This window comes from Halomonas daqiaonensis (assembly GCF_900109725.1).
Classification (GTDB): domain Bacteria; phylum Pseudomonadota; class Gammaproteobacteria; order Pseudomonadales; family Halomonadaceae; genus Halomonas; species Halomonas daqiaonensis.
Genome location: NZ_FOBC01000002.1, coordinates 197,451 through 211,690 on the forward strand (window position 1 = coordinate 197,451; position 14,240 = coordinate 211,690).

The window sequence follows — 14,240 nt, forward strand, 5'->3', positions numbered from 1 at the left end:
CCTCATGGCTGAGATTGGTCCAGCAATTCGCGGGCCTCCTGCCGGGCATCCGGGTCATCGGACTCGTCGATCAGACTCTCGAGCAACGCACGAGCCTGGGCGGCCGCGCCCGCGTCCAGCAGGCGCCGGGCCTCGGCCAGCGACGACGAAGCAGAAGCGGCGGCGGAAAAGTTGGCATTATCCTGCGACAACGGCGGGAAGGCCACCTCCTCGATGTCCCACTCCTCGGAAACATCGCTCTCCGATTTGCTGCCGGCTACGGTATCCGCTGTGTCGCCATCACCGGCGCCTGAAGGAGTGAACTCCACGCTGGGCTGCATGGGCGTCTCCTCGCGAGGCGCATAATGCTCCTCAAGCGTCGGCGGATTGTAGTCGATGACCTCGCGTCCGTCATCCGCCTGGCGGGTGGACAGGGAGGCTGTCGAGAACTCTTCGGCTGTTTCCGGCTGCTCTGGTTCCGAGGGCATCTCGTGCTCACCAGGCTCTTCTAGCTCACCGCCCTTCTCTGGGGCACCGTGCTCTTGTGTCACACCGAACGACTCGAGAGACGCCTCCTCGGTTCGCTCGTTCTCCCTGGCCGGCTCACCATCCTGGTCGAATGCCGCGACGGCCTCCAGCTGTGAGACATCGCCTTCCTGCGCGTTCGGCTCTGGCTCCAACTCGGGAGGACGATAGCGGGCCAGCGGATCGTCCCGCTCACCAGCCGAGGATTCCTTTTCGGGCTCAGACGAGGTGTCGGCTGATGCCCCTTCGGACTCAGCCGGGGTTGCCGAGATATCCTCCGAGGACTCTCGGGGCGAGGCCTCGTCCGTTACGGGCTCATCATCGGCTTGCGCCCCGTCAGACGCATCGGGATCATCGAAGCGACGCGGTGGAAGCTCGTCGGCCTCGGGGAAGACAGCCCGCTCGTCAGGCATGTCCGACGTGGTCTCAGCTCCCTGAGCGGATGGGGCACTGTGAGCATGACGCTCCATCAGTTGGGCTACCTGGGCCCGGACATCCGGGTCACCGCCGGCGCGGAGCAGCTCGGCCTGACGGGCTGCCGCTGCATGATCGCCCTGCTTCAGCTGCACTCCCAACAGTTTTAGCCTCAGATCTTCTCGGCTTGGCTCCTGCGCAAGGCTGGATTCCAGCAGTTCGCGTGCCTGGTCATGACGCCCGTAAGCGATGAAGATGTCAGCCTCGTTGATCGCCTCGGCCTCGGGCATGGAGGTACGCACCGGCGCCGCTCTCTCCTGACTCTGGACTTCGGCGCTCCTTGCCTGGGAGGTGCCCGGCACCACGACGCCGTCGGTCGCCGGGTTCACTGCCCGGACCTCATCGAAAACCGCCGGAGGCTCGCTTTCCTCGCGGCGACGACGGCGTATCAGGGCCCACAGCGCCAGCAGCGCCGCCAGACCTGCACCGCCCAGCAACAGGTTGCGACCGGTATCACCTTGATAAAGTGCGCCCCACCAAGACGCCTGCTGGGTAGATTCCGGCTCGCTGCCGGGCGCTACCACGCCACCGCTGCCTGCGGCATCTGCACCTTGCCCCCCGGCACTCAGGGCGGCCAACTGGTCGCGCATGGCGTCGAGCTCCTCGCGCAGGTTTCCGAGCTGAGACTGCAGCTCATCACGCTCGCTGCGAACCGCCTCCAGGGCCTGGCGATTCTCGCGCCAGCGCGCTTCCAAGCGCAGCAGGCGCTGATCGTCGGTGAGCCCGCCGCTGCCCTGGAGCAGCGCCAGCACCTCGGGGTCGATGAACGGCCCTTCTCCTTCAGCACCTTCAGCACCCGAAGGCAGTGCCAGGGAGGTATCGGCGATTTCCTCTCCCTGAGGGGCACCAGCGGTTTCGTCATCCTCTTGCTGAGCCGACTCTCCCTCGACAGGCGTCCCACCTTCGGCGGCCAGTTCAGCGTCACTGAGCAACGTAAGGCGCTGCTCCCCCTCACCACTCACGTTGTCGCCATCGTCGGAGGCAACGCTGGACGCTGTCTCCACCGCCTCTGGCTGCACTTGATCGGTAGATTCTGGCGACGCCCCTTCCTGTGCCGGGGCACTGGCCACTGCCGATGCCGTAGTATCGCTGGAGCCGCCCAGTGCCACCCGGGCTGGAGCCCCGCTACCGCGGTTGGCCCAGGCCTGATTCATGGCCTGGACAATACGCTCGGCCTCGGCCGGTGAGCGTGTCGTGATAGCGTCGCGAGGCGGCACTACCAGCGTGAAGCCAGCCCGCATGGAATTGATATTGCCAGACGGGAAGACCTCCGGATTGGCCTCCACCAGGGCGACCATCATCTGATTCCTGCTGATACCGCTGTCCGGGCGCAGCCGGCCGGCCACGGCCCACAGGGTATCGCCGTTACGAACTCGGGCGGGATCTCCCGAATCGTTGCTCGAAGTTCGCGCTACCGGACGCGTCGCGGGTTCCGATGCCGGGGAAGAGGAGCTCGGCGAGGATGCGACGTCTCGCGATGAGGTCGAGGACGGCACCAGTGCCGGGAGCTGATCATAATCCGGCGGGTCGAGCAGCAGGGTCACTTCCCGCAGTTGCTGGCCGCCCGGCCAATCGAAGCGCAGCAGCAGGTCGATCCAGGGCTCACGCACGGCGCGCTCTGTGGTCAGGTCGACCACCAGGCGCCCCTGGCGTCGGGTCACGTCCATCCTCACGCTGGCGGCCAGCGGGGTGCGCGGCAGGCCCGCCGACGAGAAGGCACGCTCACCTGCCACCGAGACGTTGATAAGGTCGGCCTCGAGGCCGCTTGTGTCGGTCAAGGGGATGCTCGCCCGCAATGGCGCATTGAGCGTCGAGTTCACCTCGGGCTCCCCCAGACCCAGCGCCAGCACCAGCGGGCTCGCGGCGGAGAGCGAAAGCAGCATGGCGAAAGTCAGCTTGCGTTTCATCGAGTTCCCTTGCGTCGTTCCACTGCGCCGCGCCGAGCCCGGCGGCGACCGGTTCATATATTCTTAATCGTTATGATGACTATGTATCACATTCCCTTCGTCGATGCCCTCTCGAACCATCACCGGCCATCATACTTGCTTACGACTAACATAAGGCATTGATAGCATGGCATGCGAACACGTGCCGACCAACGAAAGCGGGACGCCTTGGTTGGCGTCCCGCTTTCGTTCACACGATCATAGACAATCGCATGACGGCTTACTGCTCACGCAGGATCTTCAGCATCCGCTTGAGCGGCTCAGCCGCCCCCCACAGCAGCTGGTCACCGACACTGAACGCAGAGAGATACTCGCCGCCCATCGCCAGCTTGCGCAGCCGGCCTACCGGTACGCTCATGGTGCCGGTGACGGCTGCCGGTGTCAGGCCGTCGATGGTGGCATCCTTGTCGTTGGAAATCACCTTGACCCAGTCGTTGTGACGAGCCAGACGATCCTCGATCTCGTCGATCGGAACGTCCTTCTTGAGCTTGATAGTGAAGGCCTGGCTGTGGGAACGCATGGCACCGATGCGCACGCAGAGGCCATCGATGGGGATAGGGTTGTCCTGGAGGCCGAGGATCTTGTTGCTCTCCACGGAACCCTTCCACTCTTCCTTGCTCTGACCGTTGTCCATGGCCTTGTCGATCCAGGGCAACAGGCTGCCGGCCAGCGGTGCACCGAAATTATCGGTGGGGAAATTGCCGCTACGCATGGCCGCCGTGACCTTGCGATCGATGTCGAGGATGGCACTGGCCGGATCGGCAAGCTCTTCGGCCACGCTGTCGCGCAGGCTGCCCATCTGGCCGAGCAGTTCACGCATGTGCTTGGCACCAGAGCCGGAAGCAGCCTGATAGGTCATGGAGGTCATCCACTCGATCAGGTCGGCCTCGAAGAGGCCACCGAGGCCCATCAACATCAGGCTCACGGTGCAATTGCCGCCGACGAAGGTCTTGGCACCCTTCGCCAACTGGGCGTCGATGACGTGACGGTTGACCGGATCGAGGACGATGGTCGCTTCTTCGGCCATGCGCAGAGTGCTGGCCGCGTCGATCCAGTAACCCTTCCAGCCACTCTGGCGCAGGTCGGCGTAGACCTTATCGGTGTACTCGCCGCCCTGGCAGGTAACGATTACATCCAGCGCCTTGAGGGCGTCCAGATCGAAGGCATCCTTCAGGGCGGGAACGTCGACGCCGACATCGGGACCGGCCTGACCGACCTGGGAAGTCGTGAAGAAGACCGGCTCGATGCCCTTGAAGTCGCCATCGTCCACCATCCGCTGCATCAGCACGGAACCGACCATGCCACGCCAACCGACAAAACCGACTTTCAACATGTGAAGTCCTCGAGAAATTGAATGTGAGGGCATTATACAGAAAGCCGCGCTGAGCGCCGAGCGCTGAGCGCCGAGTTACAATTCCGCATCGCCTCGAAAAAGGAACAAGCCAAAGGGTTTCCTTGTCGCTTGCTCCTTGTAGCTTGTAGCTGCCCGATAGGCGCTACAACGCCTCGAAAGCGGCCAGCACGGCGTCCCCCATCTCGGCGGTGGAGACGGTTCGAGTGCCCTCGGAAGCTATGTCGGCGGTCCTCAGTCCATCGTCAAGCACCTTGCCCACGGCGTCCTCGATGCGTTGGGCGAGCGCCGGCGCGTCCAGGGAATAACGCAGCATCATGGCTACCGAGAGGATGGTGGCGAGCGGGTTGGCGATGCCCTGCCCGGCGATGTCCGGGGCGCTGCCATGGCAGGGCTCGTACATGCCCTGACCACTCTCGTTCAGCGAAGCGGAGGGCAGCATGCCGATGGAGCCGGTGAGCATGGCCGCGGCATCCGAGAGGATGTCGCCGAACATGTTGCCGGTCACCACGACATCGAACTGCTTGGGCGCGCGCACCAGTTGCATAGCGGCATTGTCGACGTACATGTGGGAGAGCTCGACGTCCGGGTACTCCGGCGCCAGGCGCTCCATCACCTCACGCCACAGGATGGTGACCTCGAGCACGTTGGCCTTGTCGACGCTACAGAGCTTCTTGCCACGCTTCTGCGCCATCTCAAAGGCCACGCGACCGATACGCTCGATCTCGCTTTCGGTATAGATATAGGTATTGAAACCCACCCGCTCGCCGTCGCGTTCCTCGATGCCACGCGGCTGGCCGAAGTAGATGCCGCCGGTGAGCTCGCGCACGATCATGATATCGAGACCGGCTACCAGCTCGGGCTTGAGGCTGGAAGCAGACGCCAACTGGGGATAGGTGATGGCCGGGCGCAGGTTCCCGAACAGGCCCAGTTGCTTGCGCACGCCGAGCAGGCCCTTTTCCGGGCGCTTGGCGAGGTCCTCGATCTTGTCCCACTTGGGGCCACCCACGGCGCCCAGCAGGATACCGCGCGCCGCCTTGGCCTTCTCCAGGGTCTCGGCGGGCAGAGGCTCACCATGAACGTCATAGGCGGCGCCGCCCAGCAGCCCCTCGTCTATCTCGATATCGAGACCGCGGGCCTGGCAGGCGGCCAGGATCCGGCTGGCCTGGGCGGTGATCTCGGGGCCGATGCCGTCACCCGGCAGTACCAGAATCTTCTGAGTCATTACTTGATCCTTGTGCGACTAAAGCCGGGTAACAAGGGCGCCGGGGGCAGGCCGAAGAGGAGGTCCTATACCACGGATGGCATCGGTAGCGTACAGGGAAGTATTCACAGCGCCTCCTCGAAGGCCTGCCGCCGGATCAGCCCGCGTTCCCGGCGGCAGGGTGTAAGAGGTTGTCAAGCCTAAGCAGAATCGCGAAACAGCCAGGGCCGCGCGGCGCGATGCTTTACCTCGAAGTCGCGGATGGCGTCCTCATCCTTCAGCGTGATGCCGATGTCGTCCAGGCCTTCCAGCAGGCAGTGCTTGCGGAACTCATCCACCTCGAATGTGAAGATCTCGCCGGAGGGCGTGATCACCCGCTGGTTCTCCAGGTCCACATCGAGCCGGTAGCCCTCGTTCGCTTCCACCTCAGCGAACAGGCGATCCACGGTCTCCTCGGGCAGGGTCACCAGCAGCAGGCCATTCTTGAAGGCGTTGTTGTAGAAGATGTCGGCAAAGCTTGGGGCAATCACCACGCGGAAGCCGAAGTCCTCCAGCGCCCAGGGCGCATGCTCGCGTGAGCTGCCGCAACCGAAGTTGCGCCGCGCCAGCAGCACGCTGGCCCCCTGGTAGCGTGGCTGGTTGAGCACGAAGTCGGGATTGAGCGGGCGCTGAGAAACATCCTGTCCCGGATAGCCTTCGTCGAGATAGCGCAACTCGTCGAAGAGATTGACGCCGAAGCCAGTGCGCTTGATCGACTTGAGGAACTGCTTGGGAATGATCAGGTCGGTATCGACGTTGGCCCGGTCGAGCGGCGCAACGAGGCCTTCGGTGCGTACGAACTGCTTCATGATTCAAGCCTCCTGACCCAGAGCGTCATCATTGGCGGCGCCATTGTTTCCAATCCCCCTCACATCCACGAAGTGGCCCGCGATCGCCGCGGCCGCCGCCATGGCCGGGCTGACCAGGTGGGTGCGTCCACCGAAGCCCTGACGCCCCTCGAAGTTGCGGTTGGAGGTGGAGGCGCAATGCTCGCCCGCCCCCAGCTTGTCGGCATTCATGGCCAGGCACATGGAGCAGCCCGGCTCGCGCCACTCGAAGCCCGCCTCGATGAACACCTTGTCGAGCCCCTCCGCTTCCGCCTGGCGCTTCACCAGGCCGGATCCCGGCACCACCATGGCCAGCATGATCGAATCGGCCACCTTCTTTCCACGCGCGACCTTGGCTGCCTCGCGAAGATCCTCGATACGCGAGTTGGTGCAGGAGCCAATGAACACCTTGTCCAAGCGGATATCGGTGATCTTCTGCTTCGGCGCCAGCCCCATGTACTCAAGGGCCCGGGTATAGCCACGCTGCATGGTTTCGTCTCCGGCCTCGGCCGGATCCGGCACCTCGCCGGAGATGCCGGTGACCATCTCGGGGCTGGTCCCCCAGGAGACCTGCGGCTCGATCTCGGCGGCGTCCAGGGTCACCACCTTGTCGAAGGCAGCATCGCCATCGGAGACCAGGTTGCGCCAGTCGTCCACCGCGGCGTCCCACTGCTCGCCGGTCGGGGCGTAGTGGCGCTCACGCAGGTAATCGATGGTGGTGTCATCCACGGCGATCAGGCCGACCCGCGCGCCGGCCTCGATGGCCATGTTGCAGACAGTCATCCGGCCTTCCATGGAAAGCCCCTGGATGGCACTGCCGGCGAACTCGATGGCAGTGCCGGTACCGCCGGCGGTACCAATCTTGCCGATGATCGCCAGCACGATGTCCTTGGCGGTGACGCCGGTGCCGAGCTCGCCCTCGACGCGCACCTGCATGTTTTTCATCTTCTGGGCCAGCAGGCACTGGGTGGCGAGCACATGCTCCACCTCGGAGGTGCCGATGCCGTGGGCCAGGGCCGCAAAGGCGCCATGGGTGGCGGTATGCGAGTCGCCACAGACCACGGTCATGCCCGGCAGGGTCGCGCCCTGCTCCGGGCCCACCACGTGGACGATGCCCTGGCGTGGGTCATTGATCTTGAACTCTTCGATGCCGAACTCGCCGCAGTTGTCGTCGAGAGTCTGTACCTGGATCAATGATACGGGGTCCTTGATGCCGGCATTGCCTTCGGCTCTTTCCTTCACCGTGGTGGGCACGTTGTGGTCCGGGGTGGCCAGGTTGGCATCGAGACGCCATGGCTTGCGCCCCGCCAGGCGCAGGCCCTCGAAGGCCTGAGGGGAAGTCACTTCGTGAAGCAGTTGACGGTCGATGTAGATCAGTGCGGTACCGTCACCGCGCTCCTTGACGAGGTGCTGCGACCACAGCTTGTCATAGAGTGTCTGGCCTGCCATATCATTCTCCCGGGCCTATGGCCCTTCATTAACATGTCCGGTCATAGACATTTTCCGGCGACTCGCCCATAAAAGCAATTCATGTTATTTATGGAATGGATTCCTTAAAGGAATCCGAAATAAGCGTCAGGGAGCTGCCCATCGATACCCAGAGCCTGCAGGCCTTTCTCGCCGTAGCCGATAGCGGCAGCTTCTCCCGCGCGGCCGAGCAGTTGCACCTGACTCAGCCGGCGGTCAGCAAGCGAATCGCCGTGCTGGAAGTGCAGATCGACGCCCGGCTGTTCGACCGCATCGGCCGACGCGTGAGCCTCACCGAGGCCGGCAGGGTACTGCTTCCCCGAGCGAGGCAGATCCTGGTGATGGTCGATGACAGCCGCCGGGCGCTGGGCAACCTAGAAGGGAGCGTGGCCGGCAGCCTGACGCTGGCCACCAGCCACCATATCGGCCTGCACCGTCTGCCTCCGCTGCTCCAGGCCTATACTCGCGAACACCCCGAGGTGCGGCTCGATCTCCATTTCCTGGACTCCGAAGAGGCCTATCAGGGTGTGCTGGACGGCTCGCTGGAAATCGCCGTGGTGACCCTCGCTCCTCACCCCGATGAACAGCTGCAGGTGGTACCGGTGTGGATCGACCGACTCTGCTTCGTCTGTGCTCCCGACCATCCTCTTGCCGAACTCGACCACCCCAGCCTGCAGACACTGTGCGAGTATGACGCCGTCCTACCCGGCCCACTCACCTTCACTCGCGGCCTGATCGAGTCACGCTTTGCTGCCGCCGGCCTGCAACTGCCGGTAGCGCTCTCCACCAACTATCTGGAAACACTAAAGATGATGACCGCCATCGGCCTGGGCTGGAGCCTGCTGCCGGAGCGCCTGGTGGCCGGCGAACTGCACGTGCTGGATGTCGACCATCCGCCCATCCATCGGCCGCTGGGCTACCTCGTACATCGCAGCCGCACCCTCTCCAACCCGGCCCGGGCCATGCTGGCCCAGCTCGACGCCGCCCTTGAACCGGCAGCCAGGGCGTGGAGCTGAGCCATCGGGCGATCGCGACGGATCGCGACGCAAGTCGAGGCGTCGAACCGTTCGCTCCCACAGAGAGCCCCGTACAACATCACTGCAAATTGTTTAGACTGCTCATCTTTTGCGCAAGGAACCCTCGTCAGTGCCTGCCACCACCCCACCCGAGATCGTTCCCCGCCACGCCGTAGCCGGCGGGCTGGTTCTTGCCGGCCTGATCCTGCAGATAGCGCAGTTCACCGAGCTGTTCCCGCTGGCCCATGCGGTGAGCTACTGCCTGTGGCTGGCCACGGCCCTGCTGTGGATCGACATCCCCCGGCGTACTCGGCGACAAGCCGGAATACTGGCCGCCATCGGCCTGGGCCTGTTGATCCTGGCTCGTACCTGGCATGGCGCCAGGATCGACTGGCCGGGAATCCTCGACGGCAACACCTATGTGGTCGCCATGCTGGTCGGCGTCAGCTTCATCGGGCTGATCGGCAACCTGCGCGGACGGTCACGCCCCCAGGGCAAGGCCCTGACCGGTGCCCGCGGCATGCGAGGTACCTGGCTAGGGGTCCACCTGCTCGGCTCGATTCTCAACCTCTCCACGGTGTTCATGGTCGGCGATCGCCTGGAGCGCCACGGCCCGCTCTCCACACCCCAGTTGCTGGGCCTCAACCGCGGTCTCTCCAGCGCCGCCCTCTGGTCGCCCTTCTTTGCCTCCATGGGGGTGGTGATGACCCTGGCGCCGGCGATGCACTACGCCACGATCCTCGCCTTCGGCCTGCCCCTGGCCCTGGTCTCGGGCATGCTGACGGTCGGCGAGCTCTCGCGACGCTTCGAACTGGCCGACACCGCCGGCTTCTCGCTGTCGCCGCGCAGCCTGTTGATGCCGGTGAGCATGGCAGCCCTGGTGATGCTGTTCCATTACGTCATCACGCCCAGGCTCTCCATCGTCAGCATCATCACCTTCCTGCTTCCAAGCGTGGCGCTACTTTCCAACCTGCCCAGCGGACCGCGCTGGACACTGCGTCGGATCCATCAGCACACCCTCACACGGTTGCCGGCCATGCGCGGCGAGATCTCGCTATTTCTCTGCGCGGGGCTGCTGACCGAGGGACTCTCGGGCTTCATCAGCGCCGCCACAGGAAGCAACTGGACGCTTTTTGCCCAGTTCGGATCGCTGGAGGCCATCGCCAGCTTCCTGGCCATCGTCATCAGTGCGGTGGCTGGATTGCACCCCATCATCGGCGTGTCGGTACTCGCCTCGATGCTGGACCTGGACGCCGGCCGCCAGACCCTCTTCGCCTTCGTGGCCCTCGCCTCCTGGGCGGTGGGCACCAGCGTCGGTCCGCTCTCCGGCATCAACCTCTCACTGCAGGGGCGATACGGTGTCAGCGGTACGGCGATGATGCGCCACAACCTCGGCTATGCGGCGGTGATGGCCTTGCTGGTGGTAGTGAGCATCATAGGGCTTGATGCCTGGCTTTGAAGCTGCAAGGCAGTATATGTCCCAAGCTGGAGACTAGATGGGTTTTCCTCGTCACTTGTTCCTTGAAGCTTGTAGCTGGCCGCAGGCCTACTTTTTCGGCGCACGCACGAAGTAGCGATGACCGCACTGGTGGCAAGGCTCGATCCGGGTCACCCCCTCCAGCTCGACAATGGCATCACAATGCACGCAGGCCATGCGTCCCGGTGCCGCCATCTCGCCTTCGACATAATCCGCCCGAGCCGCTTCCAGGTCATCTTCAAGCTGCTCCCGTTCGATCACGCTGCGATCGGCGATGGAGAGCAGCGATTCGACCACCTTGCGGGACAACATGGACAGATCGATCCCCAACCAGGTAGCCACGCTCTCGCCGCCGGCGGCGAAATAACGACGCATCTCCTTGAGATCGCGCTCGACCCAGGCGCGCAGCAGCGACAGCTCGTCCTTGGTAAATTCCTCCAGCTCAGCCTCGAACTCCACCGCCTCGTCGAGTTCCTGCTGCAGATTATCCCAGGTCAGCTCATCGGCACCCTCGCGCAGCCGGTCGAGCACGCGTTCGTAGCCCTCGCGAAGACGGTGCTCCTGTTGCGGATCCTTGTGCTCGCTCATCTTGCTCTCCTCGTATCGCGATTGGGGCTTGCCGGGCCAGCGGGCGCTGCCCGTAGCCTACGGTCGCCATGCTGGGGTATCCTAGCGCTTAATCAATTACACCATTTAGACGACATCCCGCCGGAAATTCAATGGTTTCGCGCCGCACCGGCGCCCGATCTTGATGCCGGACAAGGGCCGCTGACATGCGCAGCGCCATGCCGCTGCGCTCTACTTGCAAGGTACCCGAAGAGAGCGATGGACGCACAGTACAAGCCCCACGAGACCGAACGCGACGCCCAGCAATTCTGGGATAACAACCAGTGCTTCAAGGCGGTGGAAGACACCAGCCGCGAGAAGTTCTACTGCCTGTCGATGTTCCCCTACCCCAGCGGCAAGCTGCACATGGGGCATGTGCGCAACTACACCATCGGCGACGTTGTCTCTCGCTACCAGCGTATGCAGGGCAAGAACGTCATGCAGCCCATGGGCTGGGACGCCTTCGGCATGCCGGCGGAGAACGCGGCCATCCAGAACCGAGTACCGCCGGCCAAGTGGACCTACGACAACATCGACTACATGCGCACCCAGCTCAAGGCGCTGGGCTTCGCTTACGACTGGAGCCGAGAGTTCGCCACCTGCGATGTCGACTACTACCGCTGGGAGCAGTGGTTTTTCACCAAGCTGGTGGAGAAGGGCCTGGTCTACAAGAAGATGTCCACCGTCAACTGGGACCCGGTCGACCAGACGGTGCTGGCCAACGAGCAGGTGATTGAGGGTCGCGGCTGGCGCTCCGGCGCACAGGTGGAGCGCAAGGAGATCCCGCTGTGGTTCCTCAAGATCACCGACTACGCCGAGGAACTGCTCGCCGACCTGGAGCGCATCGAATGGCCCGAGCAGGTCAAGACCATGCAGCGCAACTGGATCGGCAAGTCGCGCGGCGTAGAGCTTACGTTCGACATCAAGGACGCCAATGGCGCCCCTGCCGAGCCGCTCTCGGTCTACACCACTCGCCCCGATACCCTGATGGGCGTCACCTACATGGCCGTGGCCGCCGACCATCCGCTGGCGAAGCAGGCCGTCAAGGGCAACGAGTCGCTGGCAAACTTCTGCGCGGAATGCGCCCGCGGCGGCACCTCGGAAGCCGAACTGGCCACCCGGGAGAAGAAGGGCATGCGCACCGGCCATGTGGCGGTACACCCCCTCACCGGTCGCGAAGTGCCGGTCTATGTCGCCAACTTCGTGCTGATGGAGTTCGGTACCGGGGCCGTCATGGCGGTGCCCGCCCATGACCAGCGCGACTGGGAGTTCGCCACCAGATACGCCATCCCCATCGAGGCGGTGATCGCCGACGAGAGCGGCCAGACGCCGGATCTCTCCGAAGGTGCCTACACCGACTATGGCAACCTGATCCACTCCGGGGAATTCGACGGTCTGGATTTCGAGGCCGCCTTTGACGCGATTGCCGCCCGGCTGGCCGAGCAGGGCCTAGGCGAGGTGAAGACCAACTTTCGCCTGCGCGACTGGGGTGTGGCGCGCCAGCGCTACTGGGGCGCGCCTATCCCCGTCAAGTACGGCCCCGAAGGCCAGACCGTGCCACTGACCGACGAAGAGCTGCCGGTGGCGCTTCCCATGGACGTTACCGTGGATGCCAGCGGCTCACCGCTCAAACGCATGCCCGAATTCTATGATCTCGGTGACGGCTGGACGCGAGAAACCGACACCTTCGATACCTTCATGGAGTCCTCCTGGTATTTCGCGCGCTTCTGCTGCGCCGACAACATGGAGGCAATGCTCGACAAGCGGGTCGACTACTGGCTGCCGGTAGACCTCTATATCGGCGGTATCGAGCATGCCATCCTGCACCTGCTCTACGCCCGCTTCTTTACCAAATTGATGCGTGACCTGGGGCTGGTGGAAGCCGGCGAACCCTTCCAGCGTCTGCTCACCCAAGGCATGGTGATCGCCGAAACCTACTATCGCCCCACCGAGAACGGCGGCAAGGCGTGGTTCAACCCTGCTGACGTCGTGGTCAAGCGTGACGACAAGGGACGTCCGATCAGCGCCGTCTTGATCGAGGACGGCCAGCCAGTGGAGATGGGCGGCATCGAGAAGATGTCCAAGTCCAAGAACAATGGCGTCGACCCGCAGTTCATGATCGACCGCTTCGGCGCCGACACCGTGCGCCTGTTCATGATGTTCGCGGCGCCACCGGAACAATCCCTGGAATGGTCCGACGCCGGCGTCGAGGGTGCCCACCGCTTCATCAAGCGCCTGTGGCGCCTGGTCAGCGACCACCTCGCGGCCGGCAATCCCGGCACACTCGACCTCGCCGCCCTCACTGAGCCACAGCGTGAGCTGCGCCGCAAGACCCACGAGACCATCAAAAAGGCCGGCGACGACATCGGTCGGCGCACCACCTTCAACACCGCCATCGCGGCGGTGATGGAGCTGACCAACGCTATCTCGAAGTTCGACGACACCTCCCCCCTGGGCCTGGCCGTGGCCCGCGAAGCAGTGGAAGCCTGCGTGCTGCTGCTTGCGCCGATCACGCCCCACGCCTGTCACATGCTGTGGCAGGAACTGGGCCATAGTGAGCCGGCGATCGATGCCCGCTGGCCGGAAGTTGACGATAAAGCCTTGGAGCGCGACAGCATCGAGCTGGTGGTTCAGGTAAACGGCAAGCTGCGAGCGCGCCTCGAGGTCGAGGCCTCCGCCGACAAGGACGCCATCGAGGCTCAGGCACTGGCAGCCGAGAACGTGCAGCGTCATATCGAGGGGAAGACGGTCCGCAAAGTGATCGTGGTGCCCGGCAAGCTGGTCAACATCGTGGTCGGCTGACCGCCGCACCCTGACGAGGAGAGTCCCATGCAGCGCCGCTCCCTTCTGCAATTCGGCCTCACCGCCGGTGCCTCCCTGGCGCTGGCCGGCTGCGGCTTTCGCCTACGCGGTTTCGATCAGCCGGTGGTGGCCATCGACGCCCTGGCCGTGGAGGGCGCGGATAGCGAACTGGCCCGGCGAGTCACCCGCCGCCTGGAAAGCGCGGGCACCCGGGTACATGACCAGGCGGCGCTTGTGCTTAACCTCGGCACGGAAAACTTCCGCGAGCGACGCCTGAGCGTGCTCGACAGCGGACATCGCGACCTTGAGATGACCCTTGCGGTGCCTTTCTCAGTGCAACGCCGCGCCGACGGCGCTTACCTGCTCGACCAGCAGCGCCTGGAAGTCAGCGAACACCTCACGGTCAACGATGACCAACTGCTGGCCCAGGATGACCTGCGCGAGGAAACTCGCGACCGGCTGCGTGACGACGCCGTAAGCCAGCTGATGAACCGGCTGCGCGCACTGGACACTGAGTAAAGGTGCTT

The 14,240-nt window shown here is 64.1% G+C and carries 10 protein-coding genes; 4 read left to right on the forward strand and 6 right to left on the reverse strand.

All coding sequences use genetic code 11. The features are described from left to right. Window positions 1-2 precede the first annotated feature (2 nt). The 5 genes from BMY30_RS02275 to leuC form a co-directional block, all read right to left on the reverse strand. Window positions 3-2,885 carry a FimV/HubP family polar landmark protein gene (locus BMY30_RS02275; protein ID WP_170840047.1) on the reverse strand — a complete coding sequence of 961 codons (2,883 nt, stop codon included), beginning with the start codon at window positions 2,883-2,885 and terminating at the stop codon, window positions 3-5. Window positions 2,886-3,144: 259 nt separating this feature from the next. After that, on the reverse strand, window positions 3,145-4,257 hold the full coding sequence (gene asd / locus BMY30_RS02280; protein WP_089710174.1) for an aspartate-semialdehyde dehydrogenase: 1,113 nt from the start codon (window positions 4,255-4,257) through the stop codon (window positions 3,145-3,147). A gap of 163 nt (window positions 4,258-4,420) precedes the next feature. After that, the gene (leuB, locus tag BMY30_RS02285; protein ID WP_089710176.1) at window positions 4,421-5,500 is read right to left on the reverse strand and encodes a 3-isopropylmalate dehydrogenase; all 1,080 of its coding nucleotides are present in this window, start codon (window positions 5,498-5,500) and stop codon (window positions 4,421-4,423) included. 179 nt (window positions 5,501-5,679) lie between these two features. Continuing rightward, on the reverse strand, window positions 5,680-6,327 hold the full coding sequence (gene leuD, locus BMY30_RS02290; protein ID WP_089710178.1) for a 3-isopropylmalate dehydratase small subunit: 648 nt from the start codon (window positions 6,325-6,327) through the stop codon (window positions 5,680-5,682). 3 nt (window positions 6,328-6,330) lie between these two features. Then, the gene (leuC, locus tag BMY30_RS02295; RefSeq protein WP_089710180.1) at window positions 6,331-7,794 is read right to left on the reverse strand and encodes a 3-isopropylmalate dehydratase large subunit; all 1,464 of its coding nucleotides are present in this window, start codon (window positions 7,792-7,794) and stop codon (window positions 6,331-6,333) included. Window positions 7,795-7,934: 140 nt separating this feature from the next. Here leuC and BMY30_RS02300 point away from each other — a divergent pair, with 140 nt between their 5' ends. Beyond that, window positions 7,935-8,828, forward strand: coding sequence for a LysR family transcriptional regulator (locus BMY30_RS02300; RefSeq protein WP_089710349.1), 894 nt, complete (start codon window positions 7,935-7,937; stop codon window positions 8,826-8,828). Between the two features lie 130 nt (window positions 8,829-8,958). Next, window positions 8,959-10,287, forward strand: coding sequence for a hypothetical protein (locus tag BMY30_RS02305; RefSeq protein WP_244516097.1), 1,329 nt, complete (start codon window positions 8,959-8,961; stop codon window positions 10,285-10,287). An 87-nt stretch (window positions 10,288-10,374) separates the two neighbouring features. On the opposite strand, the gene BMY30_RS02310 is transcribed toward BMY30_RS02305, so the two are convergent. Beyond that, on the reverse strand, window positions 10,375-10,893 hold the full coding sequence (locus BMY30_RS02310; protein ID WP_089710182.1) for a zinc ribbon-containing protein: 519 nt from the start codon (window positions 10,891-10,893) through the stop codon (window positions 10,375-10,377). Between the two features lie 237 nt (window positions 10,894-11,130). On the opposite strand from BMY30_RS02310, the gene leuS reads away from it, so the two are divergent. Together leuS and BMY30_RS02320 are read left to right on the forward strand one after the other, a co-directional pair. Next, window positions 11,131-13,713, forward strand: coding sequence for a leucine--tRNA ligase (leuS, locus tag BMY30_RS02315; protein ID WP_089710184.1), 2,583 nt, complete (start codon window positions 11,131-11,133; stop codon window positions 13,711-13,713). A gap of 27 nt (window positions 13,714-13,740) precedes the next feature. Beyond that, the gene (locus tag BMY30_RS02320; protein WP_089710187.1) at window positions 13,741-14,232 is read left to right on the forward strand and encodes an LPS-assembly lipoprotein LptE; all 492 of its coding nucleotides are present in this window, start codon (window positions 13,741-13,743) and stop codon (window positions 14,230-14,232) included. Window positions 14,233-14,240: the final 8 nt, after the last annotated feature.